The 24961-nt window shown below is 52.5% G+C and carries 23 protein-coding genes and 1 riboswitch; of the genes, 14 read left to right on the top strand and 9 right to left on the bottom strand.

The features are described 5' to 3' along the window. The first annotated feature begins 232 nt into the window (after positions 1-232). Both araC and SK39_RS07670 read left to right on the top strand, forming a co-directional pair. The gene (gene araC, locus SK39_RS07675; protein ID WP_046670930.1) at positions 233-1078 is read left to right on the top strand and encodes an arabinose operon transcriptional regulator AraC; all 846 of its coding nucleotides are present in this window, start codon (positions 233-235) and stop codon (positions 1076-1078) included. A gap of 119 nt (positions 1079-1197) precedes the next feature. Next, positions 1198-1965, top strand: coding sequence for a DedA family protein (locus tag SK39_RS07670; protein WP_003837398.1), 768 nt, complete (start codon positions 1198-1200; stop codon positions 1963-1965). Positions 1966-2009: 44 nt separating this feature from the next. Here SK39_RS07670 and thiQ read toward each other — a convergent pair whose 3' ends face one another. From thiQ to sgrR, 4 genes are all read right to left on the bottom strand, one after another. Beyond that, on the bottom strand, positions 2010-2708 hold the full coding sequence (thiQ, locus tag SK39_RS07665) for a thiamine ABC transporter ATP-binding protein ThiQ (RefSeq protein ID WP_032937527.1): 699 nt from the start codon (positions 2706-2708) through the stop codon (positions 2010-2012). Further along, positions 2692-4302 (bottom strand): thiamine/thiamine pyrophosphate ABC transporter permease ThiP, encoded by a 1611-nt coding sequence (thiP, locus tag SK39_RS07660; protein WP_048216839.1) that lies wholly within the window; start codon positions 4300-4302, stop codon positions 2692-2694. Before thiP ends, thiQ begins: the two co-directional genes overlap by 17 nt. Continuing rightward, positions 4278-5261: a thiamine ABC transporter substrate binding subunit gene (gene thiB, locus SK39_RS07655; RefSeq protein ID WP_032937529.1), complete on the bottom strand. Its 984-nt coding sequence runs from the start codon at positions 5259-5261 to the stop codon at positions 4278-4280. The genes thiP and thiB overlap by 25 nt, the downstream gene beginning before the upstream one ends. A 30-nt stretch (positions 5262-5291) precedes the next feature. Beyond that, a riboswitch (TPP riboswitch) is annotated at positions 5292-5415 on the bottom strand. Positions 5416-5448: 33 nt separating this feature from the next. Beyond that, a complete protein-coding gene (gene sgrR, locus SK39_RS07650; RefSeq protein WP_003018820.1) occupies positions 5449-7104 on the bottom strand; it encodes an HTH-type transcriptional regulator SgrR in 1656 nt (551 codons plus the stop codon). A gap of 99 nt (positions 7105-7203) precedes the next feature. Between sgrR and sgrT the strand changes: the two genes are divergently transcribed. The 5 genes from sgrT to idnR all read left to right on the top strand — a co-directional run bounded on the left by sgrT (position 7204) and on the right by idnR (position 12344). Next, positions 7204-7332: a glucose uptake inhibitor SgrT gene (gene sgrT / locus SK39_RS07645; RefSeq protein ID WP_003018817.1), complete on the top strand. Its 129-nt coding sequence runs from the start codon at positions 7204-7206 to the stop codon at positions 7330-7332. A gap of 373 nt (positions 7333-7705) precedes the next feature. Beyond that, on the top strand, positions 7706-8884 hold the full coding sequence (locus SK39_RS07640; RefSeq protein ID WP_032948516.1) for a sugar efflux transporter: 1179 nt from the start codon (positions 7706-7708) through the stop codon (positions 8882-8884). Positions 8885-9162: 278 nt separating this feature from the next. Then, positions 9163-9927, top strand: coding sequence for a gluconate 5-dehydrogenase (gene idnO, locus SK39_RS07635; protein ID WP_016149547.1), 765 nt, complete (start codon positions 9163-9165; stop codon positions 9925-9927). Positions 9928-9985: 58 nt separating this feature from the next. Continuing rightward, positions 9986-11269: an MFS transporter gene (locus SK39_RS07630; protein WP_003837412.1), complete on the top strand. Its 1284-nt coding sequence runs from the start codon at positions 9986-9988 to the stop codon at positions 11267-11269. 82 nt (positions 11270-11351) lie between these two features. Continuing rightward, entirely contained in the window at positions 11352-12344 is a 993-nt protein-coding gene (idnR, locus tag SK39_RS07625; RefSeq protein ID WP_044699207.1) for a DNA-binding transcriptional regulator IdnR, read from the top strand. Positions 12345-12389: 45 nt separating this feature from the next. Here the strand turns inward: idnR and leuD are convergent, their stop codons facing one another. The 5 genes from leuD to leuL form a co-directional block, all read right to left on the bottom strand. Next, on the bottom strand, positions 12390-12995 hold the full coding sequence (gene leuD / locus SK39_RS07620) for a 3-isopropylmalate dehydratase small subunit (protein WP_016149550.1): 606 nt from the start codon (positions 12993-12995) through the stop codon (positions 12390-12392). 10 nt (positions 12996-13005) lie between these two features. Further along, entirely contained in the window at positions 13006-14406 is a 1401-nt protein-coding gene (leuC, locus tag SK39_RS07615; RefSeq protein ID WP_016149551.1) for a 3-isopropylmalate dehydratase large subunit, read from the bottom strand. A 2-nt stretch (positions 14407-14408) separates the two neighbouring features. Further along, positions 14409-15500: a 3-isopropylmalate dehydrogenase gene (gene leuB / locus SK39_RS07610; RefSeq protein WP_048216838.1), complete on the bottom strand. Its 1092-nt coding sequence runs from the start codon at positions 15498-15500 to the stop codon at positions 14409-14411. Then, positions 15500-17071, bottom strand: a complete 1572-nt coding sequence (gene leuA, locus SK39_RS07605) for a 2-isopropylmalate synthase (RefSeq protein ID WP_003837421.1) — start codon at positions 17069-17071, stop codon at positions 15500-15502. The genes leuB and leuA overlap by 1 nt, the downstream gene beginning before the upstream one ends. A 91-nt stretch (positions 17072-17162) precedes the next feature. Continuing rightward, the gene (leuL, locus tag SK39_RS27075; RefSeq protein ID WP_048998978.1) at positions 17163-17249 is read right to left on the bottom strand and encodes a leu operon leader peptide; all 87 of its coding nucleotides are present in this window, start codon (positions 17247-17249) and stop codon (positions 17163-17165) included. Between the two features lie 653 nt (positions 17250-17902). On the opposite strand from leuL, the gene leuO reads away from it, so the two are divergent. The 7 genes from leuO (at position 17903) to ftsL (ending at position 24949) form a co-directional block, all read left to right on the top strand. Next, positions 17903-18850, top strand: coding sequence for a transcriptional regulator LeuO (leuO, locus tag SK39_RS07600; RefSeq protein ID WP_048216837.1), 948 nt, complete (start codon positions 17903-17905; stop codon positions 18848-18850). Positions 18851-19168: 318 nt separating this feature from the next. Continuing rightward, positions 19169-20893, top strand: a complete 1725-nt coding sequence (ilvI, locus tag SK39_RS07595) for an acetolactate synthase 3 large subunit (protein WP_020996230.1) — start codon at positions 19169-19171, stop codon at positions 20891-20893. 2 nt (positions 20894-20895) lie between these two features. Next, positions 20896-21387 (top strand): acetolactate synthase small subunit, encoded by a 492-nt coding sequence (ilvN, locus tag SK39_RS07590; RefSeq protein WP_003829566.1) that lies wholly within the window; start codon positions 20896-20898, stop codon positions 21385-21387. A gap of 180 nt (positions 21388-21567) precedes the next feature. Beyond that, positions 21568-22572, top strand: a complete 1005-nt coding sequence (gene cra / locus SK39_RS07585) for a catabolite repressor/activator (protein WP_003018794.1) — start codon at positions 21568-21570, stop codon at positions 22570-22572. A 613-nt stretch (positions 22573-23185) separates the two neighbouring features. Further along, a complete protein-coding gene (mraZ, locus tag SK39_RS07580; RefSeq protein ID WP_003018792.1) occupies positions 23186-23644 on the top strand; it encodes a division/cell wall cluster transcriptional repressor MraZ in 459 nt (152 codons plus the stop codon). 1 nt (position 23645) lies between these two features. Continuing rightward, entirely contained in the window at positions 23646-24587 is a 942-nt protein-coding gene (rsmH, locus tag SK39_RS07575) for a 16S rRNA (cytosine(1402)-N(4))-methyltransferase RsmH (protein WP_003018789.1), read from the top strand. Next, positions 24584-24949, top strand: a complete 366-nt coding sequence (gene ftsL, locus SK39_RS07570) for a cell division protein FtsL (protein WP_000625651.1) — start codon at positions 24584-24586, stop codon at positions 24947-24949. Before rsmH ends, ftsL begins: the two co-directional genes overlap by 4 nt. The last annotated feature ends 12 nt before the right edge of the window (positions 24950-24961 follow it).

The raw sequence follows: 24961 nt of genomic DNA, 5'->3' as shown, positions 1-24961 counted from the left end.
CAAAGTGTGACGCTGTGCAAATAATCAATGTGGACATTTCTGCCGTAGTTATAGACACTTTTGTTAGCCGATTTTGATGTTGGCGTAGTACATGTTTTTTACATAGAGCTTTTCACACGCGGGATTGGTGGTCCATTACCGCAAATACAGCGGCCCGCAGGGGCGACAGCGATGATGTCTGGCGTAATATGGACAAATTGTTTCTTGGCAGGACATAGGGAGTATTGAAATTATGGCTGAAACGCAAAACGATCCCCTGTTGCCAGGTTATTCGTTTAACGCGCATTTGGTGGCCGGATTAACCCCCATTGAGGCGAACGGATACCTGGATTTTTTTATCGACAGGCCGCTGGGTATGAAGGGTTATATCCTCAATCTCACCATCCGTGGCGAAGGGATTATCAATAATCAGGGCAAGCAGTTTGTCTGCCGGCCTGGCGATATTCTGTTGTTTCCACCTGGAGAAATTCACCACTACGGACGCCACCCTGACGCCAGCGAGTGGTATCACCAGTGGGTTTACTTTCGCCCGCGCGCCTACTGGCAGGAGTGGCTGACCTGGCCAGCCATTTTTGCCCAGACCGGTTTTTTCCGCCCGGATGAAGCGCATCAGCCGCATTTTAACGAGCTGTTTGGGCAGATAATTAACGCTGGGCAGGGAGAAGGTCGTTATTCCGAACTGCTGGCGATTAATTTACTGGAACAGTTGTTGCTCCGACGTATGGAAGCCATCAATGAATCGCTACACCCGCCCATGGACAACCGCGTCCGCGATGCCTGCCAGTACATCAGCGATCACCTGGCGGACAGCAATTTTGATATCGCCAGCGTCGCGCAGCACGTCTGCCTGTCGCCTTCCCGTTTGTCGCATCTGTTCCGTCAGCAGTTAGGTATCAGCGTATTAAGCTGGCGCGAGGACCAGCGCATCAGCCAGGCGAAGCTATTACTGAGTACCACACGTATGCCCATTGCCACCGTAGGTCGCAATGTTGGTTTTGACGACCAGCTCTATTTCTCTCGTGTTTTCAAAAAATGTACCGGCGCCAGTCCGAGCGAGTTTCGCGCTGGATGTGAATAAAAAGTGAATGATGTATCCTGAAAGTTGTCATAACTCGCAATCTATTCAGACAATTGATGGCTTGACGAAGTTGAGAGGGGTTATCAAAATCCCTGCTTCGTAAATTTGACGGACACATTATGCAAGCATTGCTGGAACACTTTATTCTCCAGTCCGCCCTGTACTCTCTGATCGCCGTACTTCTGGTGGCTTTTTTGGAGTCGCTGGCGCTGGTTGGCCTGATTCTACCCGGGACCGTGATGATGGCGGGGCTGGGGGCGCTGATTGGCAGCGGCGAACTGAACTTCTGGCATGCCTGGCTTGCGGGCATTATAGGTTGCTTATTGGGGGACTGGATCTCTTTTTGGCTGGGCTGGCGCTTTAAAAAGCCATTGCACCGTTGGTCGTTCATGAAAAAGAACAAGGCGTTGCTGGATAAAACCGAGCACGCCCTGCATCAGCACAGCATGTTTACTATTCTGGTGGGGCGTTTTGTCGGACCGACGCGTCCGCTGGTGCCGATGGTAGCAGGCATGCTGGATCTGCCTGTCGCTAAATTTATCGTCCCGAATATTATCGGCTGCGTGCTGTGGCCACCGTTCTACTTCCTGCCGGGGATCCTGGCGGGGGCGGCAATTGATATTCCTTCTGATATGCAGAGCGGGGATTTCAAATGGTTGCTGCTGGCGACGGCGGTGTTGCTCTGGGTGGGCGGCTGGTTTTGCTGGCGGCTATGGCGCAGTGGCAAAGCGGCTGTTGATCGCTTAACGGCGTATTTCCCCCGCAGCCGTTTGCTGTATCTGGCGCCGTTGACGCTCGGGATCGGTGTGGTTGCGTTGGTGGCGTTACTGCGCCATCCACTGATGCCGGTGTATATCGATATTCTGCGTAAAGTCGTGGGTTACTGACGAATCTTTTGCCGGATGGCGGCTTCGCCTTATCCGGCAACGCATTATGCTTTAATGCCCAATAGCGCCGAGGCGCTAGCGTTGCCGCTTAACAGATCGTCCGTATCGCCCTGCCAGGCGATGCGCCCGTCGGCGACCACAATCGAGCGGGGCGCAATTCGCGCCGCATCTTCTACGCTGTGGGAAACCATCAGTAACGTCAGTTGCTTCTCGCGACAGACTTCGGCCACCAGCGTTAGCATCTCCTGGCGCAGCGCGGGATCAAGTGCAGAGAACGGTTCATCAAGCAGTAAAATAGGTTGTTCCCGCACCAGACAACGCGCCAGCGCCACGCGCTGCCGCTGTCCGCCGGAAAGCTCACCGGGGAGGCGTTCCAGCAGAGAGTCGATCCCCATTTGCTGGGCGATGTGGAGTATTTTCTCCCGCTGCGATGCGTTAAGCTTCAATCCAGGATTCAGGCCCAGGCCGATATTTTGCTGTACGCTCAGATGGCTGAACAGGTTGTTTTCCTGAAACAGCATAGAAACAGGACGGCGCGAGGGTGGTGTCGTGGTGTGATCTTCACCGTCAATCACCATGTTACCGCTGGCAGGCGTGAGAAAGCCGGCAATCAGATTCAGCAGCGTACTTTTCCCGGCGCCGCTGGGCCCGAGTATCGCTATCTGCTCACCGCGCGCGACCGACAGCGTAAAGCGCATGGGCAGATGGTGATAAAGCCATGTGATATCAATCAGTTTTAACATTTCGACCCGGCAATTTCTCAATAACGGTAAACAGCGTAAAGCACAGGATCAGCAGTAATAACGCCGTAACTGCGCCATCCTGACTGCGATAAGAGCCAATCTGCTGATATAAATAAAACGGCAGGGTGCGGAAATCCTCATTACCAAATAACGCCACTACGCCAAAATCGCCAATCGACAGCACGCAGGCAAACGCCATCGCCTGTGCCAGCGGGCGCTTCAGGGCGCGCAGTTCAACCACTTTCAGGCGCGACCATCCCTCAATGCCCAACGATTGGCACAACATACTATAGCGCGCAGTGACGTCACGCATTGGGTTTTCCAGCACCTTCAATGCATAAGGGATCGCCATCAGCGCATTGGTAAAAATGACAATGCCGTCGGCAGATTCGGGAAGCCCAATAGTGTTATTGAGCAGCAGAAAGAAGCCGGTTGCCAGCACGATACCCGGCATGGCGAGGATCATCATGCCGCTCAGTTCCAGCATCTGACCTGCCAGCACCTGCTGTCGTGCACGAAGTTCACGACTGCTCCATAACAGCATCATGGTGAGTATGACGCATAACGCTCCTGCTGCTAATGCGATGCGCAGCGAGGTTCCCAGCGCCTGCCACAGCACTGGCTGCATCAGTACATCCAGAACATGGCGGTTTAAGCCATCGACAATCACCGCCAGCAGCGGCGGCAGCAACAGCAACAGGGCCAGAATAATCAGGATTGCGTCAGTCAGTCGGCTGTGCAGGCGATCGTCAGGATCGCGCCAGCCTTGTACCAGGGTAGCACCGGGAGCAATCGCGCGGCTCAGACGTTGACTGAGAAGCACCAGCGCCAAACAACAAACCATCTGGATCAACGCCAGCATGGCTGCGCGGGCAGGATCGTAATCAAAATTCAGCGCCTGATAGATAGCCAGCTCGATGGTCGTGGCCTGTGGCCCGCCGCCCAGCGACAGAACGGTGGCGAAGCTGGCGAAGCACAGCATAAAGATGAGTGCTGCGACGGGCAGGATCTGACGACGCAGCCACGGCCATTCAACAAAACGGAAGAAATGCCAGCCACGCATACCCAACTGAGCGGCTAACTGCCGCTGTTCGCCGGGAATACTCTCCAGCGATTGTAACAGCAGGCGGCTGGCCATCGGCAGATTGAAAAAGACGTGAGCCAGCAGAATGCCCTGCAAACCGTAAGGCGAAAAGGTCCATTCCAGCCCGAAGACATGCCAGAGTGAGGCCAGCCAACCCTGGCGACCGTAGACGCTAAGAATACCGAAGACCGCGACCAGCACCGGCAGGATTAATGTCATGGCGCACAGGCGCAGCAGCGCCAGACGTCCTGGAAAACGGCGGCGATAGAGCGCTCTGGCAAGGAAAATCGCCGGGACAACCGACAGCACAGCGGATAGAAAAGCCTGCCAGAAAGAAAAGCGCACCACGTGCCACAGGTAGTCATCTTGCCACAGCGAGAACCACTCTCCCTGCGGGGCGTTAAACCACAGTGCCAGAAACGCGGCCAGGGCAACGGCCACCATCAGCGTGGCGGCGGTAAGCCCTGGAACCAGCCAGCCGGGGATTAACGGCTGACGGCGCGTTGCCATTCGCTAATCCATGCCTGACGTTGAGCCGCAACCTGCTGTGGCGTAAATTCCAGCGCGGTGGTCGGTTTATTCAGTTGCTCGAATCCTGACGGCAGGGCGACTTGCGTCACGGGATACATCCAGTTGCCGGTCGGAATCGCATTCTGGAATGCCGGAGACACCATGAACTTCAGGAATTTCTCGGCCAGTTCCGGCTGCTTGCTGGCCGCGGTGCGGGCGGCGACTTCCACCTGCAAATAGTGGCCTTCACTAAAATTAGCTGCGGCGTAGTTGTCTTTTTTCTCGGCGATGATGTGATAGGCCGGAGAGGTGGTGTAGCTGAGCACCAGATCGCTTTCACCTTTCAGGAACAGGCCGTAGGCTTCGCTCCAGCCCTTGGTGACGGTGACGGTTTTGGCTGCCAGTTTCTGCCACGCCTCTGGCGCTTTATCACCATAGACTTTCTGCATCCATAGCAGCAGACCCAGACCTGGCGTGCTGGTGCGTGGATCCTGATAAATGACGCGCCATTTTTGGTCGCTCTCTACCAGTTCTTTCAGGCTTTTGGGCGGATTCTTCAGCTTGTTCTTATCATAAACGAAGGCGAAATAACCGTAGTCAAACGGCACGAAGGTATCGTTTTTCCAGCCGCCGGGTACGTTAACGGTGTCGTTTGCTACACCACTTTTGGCAAACAGTTTGGTTTGTGTGGCGGCTTCCAGAAGGTTGTTATCCAGACCCAGCACGACGTCGGCTTTGCTGTTTTTTCCTTCCATGCGCAGGCGGTTAAGCAGCGAGACGCCATCTTCCAGCGCGACCAGTTTCAGCTCGCAATTGCAGTCAGCTTCAAAGGCTTTTTTGATTGTTGGGCCCGGGCCCCAGTCAGCTGCGAACGAGTCGTAGGTATAGACGGTCAGTACAGGTTTGGCGAAGACAGGCGCTGCGCACAGCAGTAAAAGCGGAAGACATTTTTTAAACACTTTGCACCTCAAGAGTTGGGTGGCAAAGGACTTGAGATAAGCCTCAAATCCCTTCGCCGGCATTATCCGGATCAGGTTCGACGGGTATCTCTCAGCCCATACGCAGATCGAATGATTTTGTGTATGTTTTTATTTAGCACCCCGTTGAGAACGGCGTTAGTGTAATGATTTTGTTGCTTAGCAGCAATTAAGGATCCGGCGGAGCAAACCACGCCGATTTAAAATCAAACCAGCCGAGGGTATTCATGCGCAGCCCGCGCATACTGCGCTGTCCCTGAATGATCAGCCAGTGGTGGATTAATGGCACAATGGCCTTTGTGGCGAGCAGCTGTTGGCACCATGCAGCCAGGCTCATTTCGCCCGTTCGCCAGCGAGCCGCATCGTTTTCCCAGTCCCGCGAGATACAGTTTTGCAGCAACGGGACTTCGCACAAATGGGCGAACAGTGAGAAGTCGAGCGGTAGGGTAAAGTTGGCGCTGTTGAGCCAGATATCGCTGACGATTTCACCTGCATGCCATTGATCGTAGTCGATCTCCTGAATATTCAACTGCACCTGATGCTGCGCGAGCAATGTCTTCATTATCTGCGCGATAATCCGGTGTTCGATGTGATCGCGATAGTAAGTGATAGTCAGCGTTTCCAGCCCGGCGGGTTTTTCACCATGGCCGGGTTTTGCGTGATGCCAGCGGGGGAGTAAACCATACGCGGGAAACCACAGTCGCTGGTACTGTTCGTCGGCGTGGCAGATTAAATTCGTTGGCGAGAGAATGCGGCTTACCCATTCGCGGACCTCCTGGTTAGCTCCACGGTGGCTACGCGCATCAAACAGCAGGTAGTAGCAACCTTCTTCGAGGCGGCTTTCGATCGCCTTTTCATCCTCTGTGGGACCTTTTAGCGTCAACCCGCCGCCAGGCTCTTCTCCGATGTCGGGTAATACCCAAACGTTAACTTCGTCGATCAGGGCCCGGTAGCCAAAGTAATCATCAAATGCATGAATTTTCAGTTGGTTATTGGTGTTTCGTATTACCGCATACGGACCGGTACCAATCGGGTGACTGGAGAAGTTGTTTAGCGTTTCCCATTCTCGCGGCAGGATCATGGCGGGGACCTGCCCCAATAGCCAGGGAAGCCAGCGGTCTGGCTGGGCCAGATGGATATCCAGCGTCCAGGCCGTGGGAGAGACGATCTGCGTGATGTGTGAGTACAGCGGCAGGCTGTTAATGCGCATCAGTGAGGCGATAACATCTGCCATTTCCAGCTCGCGGCCATGATGAAAATGGATCCCCGGACGCAGGAAGAATCGCCAGTGTAAAGGTGAAATTTGCTGCCAGTGATGGGCAATGTCCGCTTCCAGTTCCCCATTTTCCTCATTTACCCGAATTAAGGCGCTGAAGATTTGCCGGGCGATATGGGTTTCGGAGCGGCGTAATGCCGTGCCGGGGAGCAGGTTGTGCATGGGGCGGTAATAGAGAACGCGCATGATATGCCGACCCTGGCGAAAGCTGCGACCCAGATGGGAGACCAGCATTTGCCGTACGGCCGTTTTGTCACCGACCAGTTGCACCAGTTGATCGATGCGATCCTGTTCCAATAGGTCTTCCGCGCGCTGCTGCTGGAGCGCCAGCCCGGTATAGAGGAATGTCAGGCGCGAGCGTTTACCTCGTCCAACTTCAGCTTCCCACGTTAACCAGCCGCGATCCTGCATGGTATTAAGCAGCGTACGCATATGGCGGCGCGAGCAGCTCAGCAGATCCGCCAGCTCGTTGAGCGTCGTGTCTTGCGTTTTGCCGTCACAGCATTGCCACAGACGGATGAACTGTTGTTGCAAACGACCAGAAGACATAAAAGGGGAACTCCTGCGGAAAACTCAGCAATTTTATAATCCCTATATTAAGCCAATAATAGATTCCGATGAAGCGATGAGACAACGAAGGGGTCATCTATGCGTCAGTTCTGGTTGAAGTACTTTACCACGACGGAAAAATCGTCCTGGTTGGCTTGCCTGAGCGCACCGCAGCGCTTAAAGATGCTCGAAGAGCTGATGCAGTGGGAGATGACATCTGACTCCTGAATTGGAAATTGCAGACATCATGTGTGACTGAGTATTGGTGCAGGCTGTATCCTGCCATTATATCTGAGCATCGCTGGTGGCTATTTTTTCACATGGCAAGGCGCGAACAGTGAAATTTGGTGAACCAAATAGGGTGTGAGCAACACAGCTATGTGAAAAAATGGCCCCAGCCCTCCGGGACGCGTGTAAAAAACGCATACTCTGCGTTGTCAGGCTTGGGAATAGATTTCTATACCCAGCGCCCTCCGCCTGGATTATGCGTTTTTTACCCAGCGTCGATGCCAGATATAATGGCAGGATACAGCCTCGTTCACCCGCCAGCAGGTATTATCTGCTGGCTTTTTTCGTTTCAGCTGCGCTTAAAAGGAAAGATATGCTCTGGATTATGACCATGGGACGGCGCCTCAACGGCGTTTACGCGGCATTTATGCTGGTCGCTTTTATGATGGGCGTGGCGGGGGCATTGCAGGCACCCACTCTGAGTCTGTTCCTGAGCCGTGAAGTCGGGGCGCAGCCATTTTGGGTCGGGCTGTTTTACACCGTCAATGCGATTGTCGGGATCGTCGTCAGCCTTGGCCTGGCGAAACGATCCGACAGCCAGGGCGATCGGCGTAAGTTGATCATGTTCTGCTGTCTGATGGCAATTGGCAATGCGCTGCTGTTTGCCTTTAATCGCCACTATCTCACGCTGATCACCTGCGGTGTGCTGCTGGCCTCGCTGGCGAACACCGCCATGCCGCAGCTGTTTGCGCTGGCGCGAGAATATGCTGATAACTCCGCGCGTGAAGTGGTGATGTTTAGCTCGGTGATGCGTGCGCAGCTTTCGCTGGCCTGGGTGATAGGACCGCCACTGGCATTCATGCTGGCGCTGAATTACGGCTTTACGGCGATGTTTTCCATTGCCGCAGGGATTTTTGCCATTAGCCTGGTGCTGATTGCGCTGATACTGCCGTCTGTCGCGCGGGTGGAGCAGCCTGTAGACGTGCCGCTGGAACAGACCGGCGGTTGGCAGGACAAAAATGTGCGTATGTTGTTTATTGCCTCCACGCTGATGTGGACCTGCAACACCATGTACATCATTGATATGCCACTGTGGATAAGTCTTGAACTGGGCTTGCCGGACAAGCTGGCCGGGATCCTGATGGGGACGGCGGCTGGGCTGGAAATTCCGGCGATGATTCTGGCAGGCTATTACGTGAAGCGCTTTGGTAAACGGCGAATGATGATCGCGGCCGTAGCGGCAGGCGTGCTGTTTTATATTGGTTTGATCTTCTTTCACAGCCGTACGGCGCTGCTGGTGCTGCAACTGTTTAACGCGGTATTTATCGGTATTATCGCCGGGATAGGCATGCTGTGGTTTCAGGATCTGATGCCCGGACGTGCGGGGTCAGCGACCACATTATTTACCAACAGTATTTCAACGGGAGTCATTCTGGCAGGGGTGATTCAGGGGGCAGTTGCGCAAAGCTACGGTCACTATGCCGTCTATTGGGTGATTGCGGTGATTTCGGTGGTTACGCTGTGGATGACCGGGCGGGTGAAGGACGTTTAGTCCGGCGCAGTCCTGGCGTCGCAGTGCCCGGACTGGCGATATTTTGCATTAGTTTTTGTCGTTTTTGTAGGCCGGATAAGGCGTTTACGCCGCCATCAGGCAACCTGTCCCTACGGCCTGAACGCGTTACGCTTATCAGGCCTATCCCTCTTTTTTTATCTTGCACGTAAATGTAACGTTGATCACATAACGATCATTTTCCTCTTTCTGGATCTTCTTTTTTCTACTGTTACGCGTATACAGTTACGCGTAACAGTTATCAAAAAAGGAGTTTTTTCATGAAAAACCTATTCGACCTGACCGGTAAACGCGCGCTGATTACCGGTTCCGCTCAGGGCATTGGTAACCTGCTGGCCAGCGGTCTGGCGGCGCACGGTGCTGAGATTGTTATTAACGACATTACCCAGCAGCGGGCGCAGGCGGCGGCGGACAAACTGGTGGCCGAAGGCTATCGCGCTGTTGGCTATGGATTTGATGTTACCAGCGGGGAAGAGGTGGCGTGCGCCATCGCGCAAATTGAAAAGGACGTTGGGGCCATTGATATTTTAATTAACAACGCCGGAATCCAGCGTCGTTATCCCTTCACCGAATTCCCGGAGGCTGAATGGGACAAAGTGATTGATGTAAACCAGAAATCGGTCTTTCTGGTATCACAGCAGGTTTCCCGCTACATGGTGCAACGCCGCCGCGGGAAGATTATTAATATCTGCTCAATGCAAAGTGAATTAGGTCGTAAAACCATTACCCCCTACGCGGCGTCAAAAGGCGCGGTCAAAATGTTAACCCGTGGCATGTGCGTGGAACTGGCGGAATACAATATTCAGGTCAACGGTATTGCTCCCGGCTATTTCGCTACCGACATGACCACCGCGCTGGTTAACGATGAAGCATTCTCCGCCTGGCTGTTCCAGCGCACGCCCGCTGCTCGCTGGGGTAACCCGGAAGAGTTGATCGGCGCGGCGGTTTATCTCGCTGCGCCCGCCTCTGACTTTGTGAATGGGCATCTTCTGTTTGTCGATGGCGGCATGCTGGCCGCTGTTTGATCGCTAACGAGGCCGCGGGAAGCAACCTCATCCTTTAATGATAATCCAAGGAGTGAGTATGAATATGCTCGCAAAACTGCCAGCGCGTCGCTGGTGGTATTTAATGCCGATTATTTTTATTACCTACAGCTTAGCTTATCTCGACCGCGCCAATTACGGCTTTGCCGCTGCCGCTGGTATCGAACACGATTTAGGGATCACCCAGGGCACGGCCTCGCTGATTGGCGCGCTCTTTTTCCTGGGATATTTCTTTTTCCAGGTGCCTGGCGCCATGTATGCCGTTAAACATAGCGTCCGTAAAATGATTTTTTACAGCCTGATCCTCTGGGGGCTTTGTGCCGCGGCGACCGGCTTTGTCAGCAATATCCCAACGCTGATGGCGATCCGCTTTATTCTCGGCATCGTCGAAGCGGCGGTGATGCCCGCGATGCTGATTTATATCAGCAACTGGTTTACCAAAACTGAACGCTCGCGCGCCAACACCTTTTTAATTCTCGGTAACCCGGTCACAGTGCTGTGGATGTCGATTGTCTCTGGCTACCTGATTGAAGCCTGGGGCTGGCGTGAAATGTTTATCATTGAAGGTATTCCTGCGGTGATCTGGGCTTTCTGCTGGGTGATTCTGGTGCGCGACAAACCGGCGGATGCGGGTTGGTTGAGCGAGCAGGAGAAACAGGCGTTACAGCAGGCGATGGACCGCGAGCAGCGGGACATCAAACCGATGCGCAACTACGGTGAAGCGATGCGTTCACGCAGCGTCATTATGCTTTGCGCGGTGCATGCGCTGTGGAGCATCGGGGTGTATGGCTTCATGATGTGGATGCCGTCGATTCTGAAAAACGCGGCGCAGATGGATATTGTGGCGGTGGGCTGGCTGGCGGCAGTGCCGTATCTGGCGGCGATCTGCCTGATGCTGACGGTTTCCTGGCTGTCCGATAAATACCAGAACCGTAAGCTGTTTATCTGGCCGCTGCTGCTGATTGCTGCCATTGCGTTCTTTGCCTCGTGGATGCTGGGCAACCAGTCCTTCTGGCTCTCTTACGCGCTGCTGGTCGTTGCCGCTGCCTGTATGTATGCGCCTTACGGACCGTTCTTCGCGCTGATCCCCGAACTACTGCCGCGCAACGTCTCCGGCGTGTCGATGGGAATGATCAACAGTTTTGGCGCGTTAGGGGCATTCCTCGGCGCGTGGCTGGTGGGTTACCTCAACGGCGTGACCGGCGGGCCGGGCGTCTCCTACACCTTCATGGCGATTGCTCTGCTGTCATCGGTGGTGCTGATGTACTGCGTTCGTGCGCAAAATGAAACCACGTCGCCGTCGGCTGAGATGGTAACGCGTTAAGGTTGAGCGAGGAGTGCAGTCGCTAACCGGCTGTGATAAGGTTCTCTGCGAGCATAATGGGATGTTGGTCGTAGAGAACCTCATGAAAAACAATCGGATGACATTACAGGATATCGCTAATCTGGCCGGTCTGAATAAGATGACGGTCAGCCGTTATCTGCGTGACCCGAATCAGGTGTCGCAACGCAGCCGTGAATTGATTTCGAAAATCATGGAAGAGAACAACTACATTCCTAACCGCGCTCCGGAAATTCTGCTCAACGCACGTAGCAAAACTATTGGTGTGCTGATCCCCTCGTTTCGTAATCAGATCTTTGCCGACGTGCTGGCGGGAATTGAATCCGTCACCTCGGCTTGCCAGTACCAGACGCTGATCGCCAACTACGAATATGACGCCGAGCGTGAAGAACGCGAGGTTCTGAATCTGCTCTCTTACAATATCGACGGCTTGATCCTCACCGGAAAGCTGCATACCGAGCGGATGATCCAGTACGTGCGCGCCAGCGGCGTACCTGTGGCGGAACTGATGGATATTAGCGGCCAGTATCTGGATATACAGGTCGGTTTCGATAACGAAAAAGCGGCCTTCGAGATGACCCAGGCGTTTATCGACAGTGGAAAACGTCACATTGCGTTCTTTGGATCAATGGACGACCCTCGCGATTTGAGTCGTTACCGCGGTACCGAGAATGCGCTGGCTGCGCAGGGGCTGGAGGCGTATCACCTGGCGCCAAAAACGATTTCGTCGGTAGCGCTGGGGCGCAAAATGTTCCAGCAGGCGATGGCGGAAAAGCCGGATATTGACGCTATTTTCTGTACCAACGATGACCTGGCGGTTGGCGTGCTGCTGGAGTGTCAGGCACAGCAGTACGATGTGCCGGGAAAAATGGCGATTGCCGGTTTCCACGGGCTGGAAATTGGCCGTGCGCGGCTGCAAAAAATCGCCAGCGTGATTACACCACGCTTTGAGATTGGCAAAACGGCGGCGGATATTTTGATTAAACGTCTTGGCGGGAAGGATGCGCCGGGCAGCGTTAATCTTGGCTACCAAATCTATTACGGCGATACGCTGTAGGCGAAGAGTAGAGGCTGGCCACCGTGCGGTGACCAGCGGGAGAGATTACTGCATAAATGCTGGCTGCTTGTCTTCGTACTCGGTGATGGCTGCTTCATGCTGCAGCGTCAGCCCGATGCTGTCCAGACCGTTCAGCATGCAGTGGCGGCGGAAGTCGTCGATTTTAAAGCTGTAGGACTTATCGCCCGCTTTCACCACCTGCGCTTCCAGATCCACTTCAAATTTAATGCCCGGATTGGCTTTCACCAGGGTAAACATTTCATCTACCTGCGCGTCGCTCAGAGTCACCGGCAGCAGTTGGTTATTGAAACTGTTGCCGTAGAAGATGTCGGCGAAGCTTGGGGCAATCACCACTTTAAAACCGTAATCGGTCAACGCCCAAGGCGCATGTTCACGTGACGAACCGCAGCCGAAGTTTTCGCGCGCCAGCAGAATTGATGCCCCATTATATTCCGGGAAGTTCAAAACGAACTCAGGATTTGGCTGTTGTCCTTTTTCGTCCAGAAAACGCCAGTCGTTAAACAGATGAGCGCCAAAACCGGTACGCGTAACCTTCTGCAAAAACTGTTTGGGAATGATTGCGTCGGTATCAACGTTGGCGGCATCCAGTGGGACAACCAGGCCGGTATGCTGGGTAAATTTCTCTGCCATGGTGGTTTCCTTATTTGATGCTGCGAATGTCGGCAAAATGACCGGTAACGGCGGCAGCGGCGGCCATGGCCGGGCTGACTAAATGCGTGCGACCACCGCGGCCCTGACGGCCTTCAAAATTACGGTTGCTGGTGGATGCGCAGCGCTCGCCCGGATTCAGGCGGTCATTGTTCATGGCCAGACACATGGAACAGCCTGGTAAACGCCATTCGAATCCTGCTTCGATAAAGATCTTGTCCAGACCTTCTGCTTCCGCCTGCGCTTTCACCGGGCCAGAGCCCGGCACCACCAGTGCCTGTACGCCTGGCGCAACTTTACGTCCTTTGGCGATTTCCGCCGCGGCGCGTAAATCTTCAATACGCGAGTTGGTGCAGGAACCGATGAACACTTTATCGATAGCCACTTCCGTTAACGGAATACCTGGCTTCAGCCCCATATACGCCAGCGCTTTTTCAGCCGATGCGCGCTCAACGGGATCGGCAAAGGATGCCGGGTCGGGAATATTATCGTTCACCGAAATGACCTGACCCGGGTTTGTTCCCCAGGTGACCTGCGGCGCAATCTCTTCCGCTTGCAGGGTGATGACGCTGTCGAAAGTGGCGCCTTCATCCGTTTGCAGGGTTTTCCAGTAGGCGACCGCGTCGTCAAAGTCTTTGCCTTTCGGTGCATGCAGACGGCCTTCGACATAGTTGAAGGTGGTCTGGTCTGGCGCGACCAAGCCCGCTTTCGCGCCCAATTCGATCGCCATGTTGCACAGGGTCATGCGGCCTTCCATGCTCAGCGCGCGGATGGCTTCGCCACAAAACTCAACTACGTGTCCGGTACCGCCTGCACTACCGGTTTTACCGATAATCGCCAGCACAATATCTTTGGCGGTAATGCCAGGGGCTGCTTTACCGTTGACTTCAATCTTCATGGTTTTGGCGCGCCCCTGTTTCAGGGTCTGCGTCGCCAGAACGTGTTCAACTTCAGAGGTGCCAATACCAAACGCCAGCGCGCCGAACGCTCCGTGTGTAGCGGTGTGGGAATCGCCGCAGACGATGGTCATACCCGGCAACGTCACGCCTTGTTCTGGCCCCATCACGTGAACGATACCCTGATACGGATGGTTCAGGTCATACAGCTCGACGCCAAATTCGTTACAGTTCTTAATCAGCTCTTGCATCTGGATGCGTGCCATCTCACCCGACGCGTTGATGTCTTTGGTCTGGGTAGAGACGTTGTGATCCATGGTGGCAAAGGTTTTACCCGGCTGGCGTACCTGACGGCCATGCGCGCGCAGGCCATCAAACGCTTGCGGAGAGGTCACTTCATGCACCAGATGTCTGTCGATGTACAACAGAGGGGTTTCGTTTTGCGCTTCAAAGACGACGTGCGCATCAAACAATTTTTCGTATAACGTTTTGGCCATGATTACACCCCTTCTGCGACGTAACGGGCAATGATGTCGCCCATTTCATCGGTACTGACTGCGGCAGCGCCACGGGCTAAGTCACCGGTGCGGATGCCTTCTTCTAATGCGCGGTTGATGGCGCTCTCAATTGCGGTTGCCGCATCATTGGCATCCAGGCTGTAGCGCAGCAGCAGCGCCAGCGACAGGATTTGGGCGATAGGGTTGGCAATGTTTTTCCCGGCGATGTCAGGAGCGGAGCCGCCAGCAGGCTCGTACAAACCGAAGCCCTGATCATTCAGGCTGGCGGACGGTAACATGCCCATTGAACCGGTGATCATGGCGCACTCGTCAGACAGAATGTCGCCAAACAGGTTAGAGCACAGCAACACGTCGAACTGGGAAGGATCTTTGATCAATTGCATCGTCGCGTTGTCGATGTACATATGCGCCAGTTCAACGTCTGGGTATTCATTAGCAATTTCATTGACGATTTCGCGCCACAGAATAGACGTTTGCAGTACGTTAGCTTTATCAATCGACGTGACTTTACGGCGACGTTTACGGGCGGATTCAAACGCGATACGCGCAATACGTTCGATCTCGAAACGGTGATAAACCTCGGTATCAAAGGCTTTTTCATGTTGTCCGCTGCCTTCGCGACCTTTTGGTTGACCGAAGTAAATTCCGCCAGTCAGTTCGCGTACGCACAGGATGTCGAAACCGTTCGCGGCAATATCTGCGCGCAGAGGGCAAAACGCTTCCAGACCCTGATAGAGCTTAGCTGGGCGCAGATTGCTGAATAATTTGAAGTGCTTACGCAATGGCAGCAGCGCGCCACGCTCTGGCTGCTGGTTTGGCGGCAGATTTTCCCATTTCGGGCCGCCAACGGAGCCAAACAGAATGGCGTCAGCTTGTTCACAGCCTTCAACCGTTGCAGGCGGCAGCGGCTGACCGTGGCTATCGATAGCGGCACCACCCACGTCGTAGTGGCTGGTGGTAATGCGCATGTTAAAGCGGTTGCGGATTGCGTCCAGTACCTTCAGGGCTTGCGCCATCACTTCCGGGCCAATACCGTCACCCGGCAAAACAGCAATATGATAATTCTTCGACATCACACGGTTTCCTTGTTGTTCTCGTTGTTCTGAGCTTTGCGTTGCAATTCTTTTTCGACTTCTTCGGCGCGCCAGATGTTGTTCAGCACATGAACCATTGCTTTAGCGGAAGATTCGACGATATCTGTCGCCAGACCGACGCCGTGGAAACGACGACCGTTATAGTTGGCAACGATATCCACCTGACCCAGCGCATCTTTACCGTGCCCTTTGGCGGTCAGGCTGTATTTCACCAGTTCGACGTTGTACTCAGTTACACGGTTGATTGCCTGATAAATGGCATCGACCGGACCGTTACCGTTCGCCGCTTCGGCTTTGACTTCTTCACCACAGGCCAGCTTGACGGAGGCGGTGGCGATGTCGTTTGAGCCGGACTGCACGCTGAAGTAATCCAGACGGAAATGCTCCGGTTCTTCCTGCTGTTTATTAATGAAGGCCAGCGCTTCCAGGTCGTAATCAAATACCTGACCTTTTTTGTCCGCCAGTTTCAGGAATGCGTCGTACAGGTTGTCCAGGCTGTATTCATTTTCTTTATATCCCATCTCGTCCATACGGTGTTTCACCGCGGCACGTCCGGAACGGGACGTCAGGTTCAGCTGTACCTGGTTCAGGCCGATGGATTCAGGCGTCATGATTTCGTAGTTTTCACGATTTTTCAGTACGCCGTCCTGATGGATGCCGGAAGAGTGGGCAAAGGCACCACTACCGACAATGGCTTTGTTAGCAGGAATAGGCATGTTGCAGATTTGGCTGACTAATTGACTGGTGCGCCAGATCTCCTGGTGATTGATGCGGGTCTGTACATTCAGGATATCTTTACGCACTTTGATCGCCATGATCACTTCTTCCAGTGAGCAGTTACCGGCGCGTTCGCCGATACCGTTCATCGCGCCTTCCACCTGACGCGCTCCGGCGTGAACGGCTGCCAGTGCGTTGCCTACGCCCAAACCTAAATCATCATGGGTGTGTACGGAGATGATGGCTTTATCGATATTTGGTACGCGTTCATACAGGCCAGAAATGATTGCCCCAAATTCGAAAGGCATGGTGTAACCGACGGTATCGGGGATGTTAATGGTTTTGGCTCCCGCGTTAATGGCAGCTTCAACCACGCGAGCCAAATCGGCGATAGGGGTACGGCCTGCATCTTCGCAGGAGAACTCCACGTCATCGGTATAATTACGCGCACGCTTAACCATGTAGACCGCGCGCTCAATGACCTCATCCAGCGTACTGCGTAATTTCGTCGCGATGTGCATCGGCGAGGTGGCGATAAACGTATGAATACGGAAAGCCTCAGCGACTTTCAGAGATTCTGCGGCAACGTCGATATCTTTTTCTACGCAGCGAGCTAAGGCACAAACGCGGCTGTTTTTAACCTGACGAGCGATAGTCTGAACTGACTCAAAGTCGCCCGGTGAAGAAACGGGGAAACCCACTTCCATCACGTCAACGCCCATACGCTCAAGGGCCAGCGCAATCTGCAGTTTTTCTTTCACACTCAGGCTTGCCTGTAACGCCTGTTCACCATCGCGTAAGGTGGTATCGAAAATAATGACTTGCTGGCTCATGGTTTAGGTCCTTGGTTTCTTAGGGCGCCTTGCTTCGAGCATAAAAAAACCCGCGCAACGGCGCGGGTTTTTTGTCTTAACTGGAGCTGACTTAATGCTGAATGTCGTCCACCAGTCTACCGCGCAACGAAGATGCGTTTAGTAGTAGTAGACCGTTGAAACGAGCAATGTAAGTCATCAATTAAGCTCCAGGCGAATGCGATATGCTTTTAGTGGTACTGGATATGAAGACTGATGTCAACCCTCACTCCAGCAAATGCCTCGTTAGAGGGGGGAAGTTTCTGCAAAACTTAAGCGAATTGTGCTGAATTTTTCGGGCTACATAAAATTAATCAGTTGATGGTTGTACATAATTTTCATGTTTTGACATATTTGAGCATAGTTATTTGCATTTATTGTAACGGCGAACTGAAGGAAAAATCGCTCTTGGAATTTCATATCTTGATGATTTATCTGTTTTTATAGTAATTATGAATGGCTATGGGTGGTGTAACACCACAAAATTGATAAATTAATGTTAACTTTTAATGTATTAATAATATAAACATTTAATTAAAACTTAAATACACATTCACTATACGTATGATTGTATATTCGCCATGCTTATGGTTATATTGTTTTTGAAATTTAAACATATGAATCACCGTGCAGTGACACTGCCACACTGCGATCGCATTGGTCTTTTGTTCATTTAGGTTTGTGCCTTTATGTTTTCCTAATTTTAATGTTTTTTCTTTTTCTCATCTTATATGTATGGTAAATCATATTAACGGAGATTATTTCTTCACTCCGTCTGGGAAAAGGGAGTTTAGAGTGACAGTGGAGTTAAATATGCCAGAAGTAAAAATAACAGATAAAACAAATATTATAGATATTGGGAAACCACAGCTTCGCATGGTTGATCTTAATTTATTAACCGTCTTTGATGCGGTGATGCAAGAACAAAACATCACCCGTGCCGCGCATACTTTGGGGATGTCGCAACCTGCTGTCAGTAATGCGGTCGCGCGCCTGAAAATTATGTTTAATGATGAGCTTTTTGTTCGTTATGGACGCGGTATCCAGCCGACAGCAAGAGCCTTCCAGCTATTTGGTTCTGTTCGCCAGGCATTGCAATTAGTGCAGAATGAACTGCCTGGATCGGGTTTTGAGCTAGCCAGCAGCGAGCGCGTATTCAATCTTTGCGTATGCAGCCCATTGGATAATATTCTGACCTCGTTGATTTATAATAGGGTTGAGCAAGTTGCACCAAACATTCATGTCGTATTTAAATCTTCACTCAATCAAAATACAGAGCATCAATTACGTTACCAGGAAACTGAATTCGTTATTAGCTATGAAGAGTTCCGACGTCCTGAATTTACCAGTATTCCGTTATTCAATGACGAAATGGTGTTAGTGGCAAGTAAAAAGCATCCGCGCATTAGTGGTCCTTTACTGGAAAGCAATGTCTATAATGAACAGCATGCGGTGGTGTCACTTGATCGCTTCGCATCATTCAGCCAACCGTGGTATGACACACCGGATAAACAATCCTCAGTGGCTTATCAGGGCATGGCATTAATTAGCGTTCTTAATATTGTGTCGCAAACGCATTTGGTCTCTATTGCGCCACGTTGGTTAGCAGAAGAATTTGCCGATTCTTTAGAACTACAGATCTTGCCTTTACCGTTAAAATTGAACAGCCGCACATGCTATCTTTCATGGCATGAAGCCGCAGGCCGGGATAAAGGACATCAATGGATGGAAGAGTTGTTAGTCTCCGTTTGTAAGCAGTAGCATTTAGCAGAGTAAACCGGACGGCGCATCCTGTTTATTCTGCTTTTAACTTTATAACTGAAATTTTATGCTGAACTCTATTTTTTACGTCTGTCCAAAAGTGTCAAAAAATAGAGTAATTGCTGTAAGTTCCCATTTTTAAGCGATTATTTATCATACTGATTGCTTATGCTGGTTTAATTCTCCGTTTATTCGCGTCTTTCCTCCTTTTTATTCTTATTTACTCCAGTGCCACCCCTTCGGAGTCAATTGCCATGCGTCATCGTCAGCGGTTAATGTGTTGTTAAACCGCAATTCATTATAAGAGTGAGGCAAGCCATGGAGATGTTGTCTGGAGCCGAGATGGTCGTCCGATCGCTCATCGATCAGGGTGTGAAGCAGGTATTCGGTTATCCCGGGGGGGCCGTCCTCGATATTTATGATGCCCTGCATACGGTCGGCGGTATTGATCATGTGCTGGTCCGCCATGAACAAGCGGCGGTACATATGGCTGATGGCCTTGCGCGTGCCACGGGAGAAGTGGGGGTCGTATTGGTCACCTCCGGGCCGGGGGCGACCAACGCGATTACCGGGATCGCAACGGCTTACATGGATTCCATTCCGCTGGTGATCCTCTCCGGACAGGTCGCAACGTCGCTGATTGGCTACGATGCCTTCCAGGAGTGCGACATGGTAGGTATATCCCGCCCGGTGGTGAAACATAGCTTCCTGGTCAAACAAACGGAAGATATCCCGCAGGTGCTGAAAAAAGCCTTCTGGCTGGCAGCAAGCGGTCGTCCGGGGCCAGTGGTGGTGGATTTGCCGAAGGATATTCTGAATCCGGCGAAGAAACTGCCTTATAGCTGGCCGGACTCGGTGAGTATGCGCTCGTATAATCCGACGACGACGGGACATAAAGGACAGATAAAACGGGCGTTGCAGACGCTGGTCGCGGCGAAGAAACCGGTTGTCTATGTGGGCGGTGGCGCGGTCAATGCCGCTTGCCATGAGCAGTTAGCTCAGATTGCTGAAGCGCTGAATCTGCCGGTTGTCTCCTCGCTTATGGGGTTGGGCGCGTTTCCGGCCACGCATCGTCAGGCGCTGGGCATGTTGGGCATGCACGGTACTTACGAAGCCAATATGACCATGCATCATTCCGATGTGATCTTTGCTGTCGGCGTTCGCTTTGACGATCGAACGACGAATAACCTGGCAAAATATTGTCCGAATGCGACCGTGCTGCATATCGATATCGATCCGACCTCTATTTCCAAAACCGTTACTGCGGATATTCCGATTGTGGGGGATGCCCGCCTGGTGCTGGATCAGATGCTCGAACTGCTGGAGCAGGAGAAATCTCAGCAGCCGCTGGATGATAATCGTGACTGGTGGCAACAGATTGAGCACTGGCGCGCCCGTCAGTGTCTGAAATACGACACGCAAAGCGAAAGTATTAAGCCGCAGGCGGTGATTGAAACCATCTGGCGTCTGACGAAAGGGGAGGCGTATGTGACCTCTGACGTTGGCCAGCATCAGATGTTTGCCGCACTTTACTATCCGTTCGATAAACCGCGTCGCTGGATTAACTCAGGCGGCCTCGGCACTATGGGATTCGGTTTACCTGCGGCGTTAGGGGTGAAAATGGCTTTGCCGGATGAAACAGTAGTGTGCGTCACCGGGGATGGCAGCATTCAGATGAATATCCAGGAGCTGTCGACGGCGCTGCAATATGAACTGCCGGTGCTGGTACTCAACCTTAATAACCGTTATCTCGGCATGGTCAAACAGTGGCAGGACATGATCTACTCCGGGCGTCACTCACAGTCTTACATGCAGTCGCTGCCCGATTTCGTGCGCCTTGCTGAGGCTTATGGGCATATCGGTATCCAGATTAATCATCCAGACGAATTAGAAAGCAAGCTGGGCGAAGCGCTGGAACATGTGCGTAACCATCGTCTGGTGTTTGTCGATGTCACCGTCGACGGTAGTGAACATGTCTACCCGATGCAGATTCGTGGGGGTGGGATGGATGAAATGTGGTTAAGCAAAACGGAGAGGACCTGATTATGCGCCGGATATTATCAGTATTGCTTGAAAACGAGTCAGGTGCATTATCGCGTGTGATTGGCCTCTTCGCCCAGCGTGGTTACAACATTGAAAGCCTGACCGTCGCGCCGACCGACGATCCGACCTTATCGCGGATGACGATTCAGACGGTAGGGGATGAGAAAGTCCTTGAGCAGATCGAAAAGCAGCTCCACAAACTGGTGGATGTTCTGCGCGTTAGCGAGCTGGGGCAGGGCGCTCACGTTGAACGAGAAATCATGCTGGTGAAAATCCAGGCCAGCGGTTATGGCCGGGAAGAAGTGAAACGCAACACGGAGATTTTCCGCGGGCAAATCATCGATGTCACGCCGTCTATCTACACCGTACAACTGGCGGGCACCAGCGATAAGCTGGATGCGTTTCTGGCAACGTTGCGTGAAGTCGCTAAAATTGTGGAAGTTGCTCGCTCCGGCGTGGTGGGGCTTTCCCGCGGCGATAAAATCATGCGTTAATCATGATCGGGTTCTTAATTCGCAAGCCCAACGACTCAGGTTGGGCTTTTTTTTGCGAAATCAGCGGTAACCAGAGACAAAAGCGGTTGCCGGAGTCATTATTCTGCGCTTAGATGTTAATAAATTTAACCCATGCCATCACAAAGGTTATGGTTTGTACATTTTACGCAAGGGGCAATTGTGAAACTGGATGAAATCGCTCGGTTGGCCGGCGTTTCGCGAACGACTGCAAGCTACGTTATTAATGGCAAAGCAAAGCAATATCGCGTAAGCGACAAAACGGTTGAAAAAGTCATGGCGGTGGTGCGCGAGCATAATTACCACCCGAATGCCGTGGCGGCCGGGCTGCGTGCTGGACGCACACGTTCTATCGGGCTGGTGATCCCGGATCTTGAGAACACGAGCTATACCCGGATCGCAAACTATCTGGAGCGCCAGGCGCGTCAACGTGGGTATCAGCTGTTGATTGCCTGCTCTGAAGATCAGCCAGATAACGAAATGCGCTGTATTGAGCATCTTTTACAGCGCCAGGTCGATGCCATTATTGTGTCGACTTCCTTGCCGCCTGAACATCCGTTCTACCAACGCTGGGCAAACAGTTCATTCCCGATTGTGGCGCTGGATCGTGCACTGGATCGCGAACATTTTACCAGCGTTGTGGGTGCAGATCAGGATGATGCGGAAATGCTGGCGGAAGAGTTACGCAAATTCCCTGCTGAAACCGTCCTCTATCTGGGCGCGCTTCCTGAATTATCTGTCAGTTTCCTGCGCGAACAGGGTTTTCGTACCGCGTGGAAGGACGATCCGCGTGAGGTCCATTTCCTGTACGCCAACAGCTATGAGCGGGAAGCTGCAGCGCAGCTGTTTGATAAATGGCTGGAAACGCACCCAATGCCTCAGGCGTTGTTTACCACGTCGTTTGCTCTGTTGCAGGGGGTGATGGATGTGACCCTGCGTCGTGATGGGCAGTTGCCGTCTGATTTAGCGATTGCGACTTTTGGCGATCACGAACTGCTCGACTTCCTGCAGTGCCCTGTTCTGGCAGTGGCACAGCGCCATCGTGATGTCGCGGAACGCGTGCTGGAGATTGTACTGGCAAGCCTGGACGAACCGCGTAAACCAAAACCAGGTTTAACGCGTATACGGCGTAATCTGTACCGTCGCGGTATTCTCAGCCGTAACTAAGTTTCCTCAATTGATGGCGTCGGCGGGATAAGCCTCTGACGTCTTCAGTTTTTCTATTCTCAGAAATAACCGCATTATATTTAAGAATATTCTTTAGAATTATCTGAAATGTATTCTTGAAATACCCCGAATTAAAAATGCAACTATCCATTTTTGGGTTATTGATACGTAACGACGCGTTACGGTTGTATTATTTTGTTACATGCATGTGTGGATTTGCCGAATTAACAAACACTTTGCTCTCGTATTGCGGCCATCTGGTGCTTACCTTGGTCCTGCGCGGCGTACAGACCGATTAACTGGTACTGTTAACTCGCTGCATATTGTCCTAAAATGCCGCTCGCGTCGCAAACTGACACTTTATATTTTCTTCTGATGATATTCAGTTGTTTTAAACAATGATGAGTTGTTGGATTTTTTTCTTACAAATATTCATGACGTTAATTTGCTTCGTTTGCTGTACGGATTTTGTTCAACGCTGATATTAGCCGTAAACAATGGGTTTTTTGCTCCGCTAAGCGCCGCGACTTGCTTGACAAGGTTTTCCTCCGCTCCGTAAACTCCTTTAAGTGGGAATTTGTGGGATAAAGTGGTAATCGGGGGTGAGACTGGCATGTTCCGGGGAGCAACGTTAGTTAATCTCGACAGTAAAGGGCGCTTATCCGTGCCTACCCGTTATCGGGATCAACTGCTTGAGAGCGCTACCGGTCAAATGGTTTGCACCATTGACATCCATCACCCGTGCCTGCTGCTGTACCCCCTGCCTGAATGGGAAATAATCGAGCAGAAGCTATCGCGTCTGTCGAGCATGAATCCAGTTGAGCGTCGCGTACAGCGCTTATTGTTGGGTCATGCCAGCGAATGTCAGATGGATAACGCTGGTCGATTACTGATAGCGCCCATTCTGCGGCAACACGCAGGGCTAACGAAAGAAGTGATGCTGGTTGGGCAGTTCAATAAGTTTGAGCTGTGGGATGAAACGACCTGGTATCAACAGGTCAAGGAAGATATCGACGCTGAGCAGTCTGTTACTGGCGCGTTGTCGGAACGATTGCAGGATTTGTCTCTATAAAATGACGGAAAATTATAAACATACAACGGTGTTGCTGGATGAAGCCGTAAACGGCCTGAATATTCGTCCAGACGGCATCTACATTGACGGGACATTTGGTCGCGGTGGTCACTCACGTCTGATCCTCTCCCAGCTTGGCGAAGAGGGGCGTTTACTGGCAATCGATCGCGATCCGCAGGCTATTGCCGTTGCTAAAACGATTACCGATCCTCGCTTCTCCATCGTACATGGACCTTTCTCTGCGCTGGCTGACTATGTCGCCGAGCGTGGACTGACCGGTAAGATCGACGGGATTCTTCTCGATCTGGGCGTTTCTTCACCGCAGCTCGATGACGCAGAGCGCGGTTTTTCGTTTATGCGTGACGGTCCGTTAGATATGCGTATGGACCCAACACGCGGTCAGTCAGCGGCCGAATGGCTGCAAACCGCCGATGAAGCAGACATTGCCTGGGTGATTAAAACCTTTGGCGAAGAGCGCTTCGGCAAACGCATTGCCCGAGCCATCGTGGAGCGTAACCGCATCGAACCGATGACCCGCACCAAAGAACTGGCGGAAGTTATTGCGGCGGCAATGCCGGTGAAGGACAAATTCAAACATCCCGCGACCCGTACCTTCCAGGCGGTGCGCATTTGGGTGAACAGTGAACTGGAGGAGATAGAGCAGGCGCTAAAAAGCTCGCTCAGCGTGCTGGCTCCAGGTGGTCGCCTTTCGATCATCAGTTTCCATTCGCTTGAAGACCGCATTGTGAAACGCTTTATGCGTGAACAAAGCCGTGGCCCTCAGGTGCCGGCTGGAATACCGATGACCGAAGCGCAGATCAAAAAACTGGGCGGCCGTGAGTTAAGAGCACTAGGCAAGATGATGCCGGGTGAAGAAGAGGTCGCTGAGAATCCTCGTGCCCGTAGTTCAGTTCTGCGTATTGCAGAGAGGACGAACGCATGATCAGCAGAGTGACAGAAGCCCTCAGCAAAGTTAAAGGATCGATAGGAAGCAACGAGCGCCATGCATTGCCTGGCGTGATCGGTGACGATCTTTTGCGGTTTGGGAAGCTGCCACTCTGCCTGTTCATTTGCATTATTTTGACGGCGGTTACCGTCGTGACAACAGCGCACCATACGCGGTTACTGACTGCGCAGCGTGAGCAGCTGGTCCTGGAGCGAGATGCGCTGGATATCGAATGGCGTAACTTGATCCTTGAGGAGAACGCGCTCGGCGACCATAGCCGTGTTGAACGGATCGCAACGGAAAAGCTGCAAATGCAGCATGTCGATCCCTCACAAGAAAATATCGTAGTACAAAAATAAGGATAAACGCGA

Source organism: Citrobacter sp. BIDMC107 (genome assembly GCF_001037575.1).
GTDB classification, from domain to species: Bacteria; Pseudomonadota; Gammaproteobacteria; order Enterobacterales; family Enterobacteriaceae; genus Citrobacter; species Citrobacter freundii.
The sequence above is the reverse complement of the archived record's forward strand: the minus strand, read 5'-3'. Positions and strand labels throughout refer to the sequence as shown.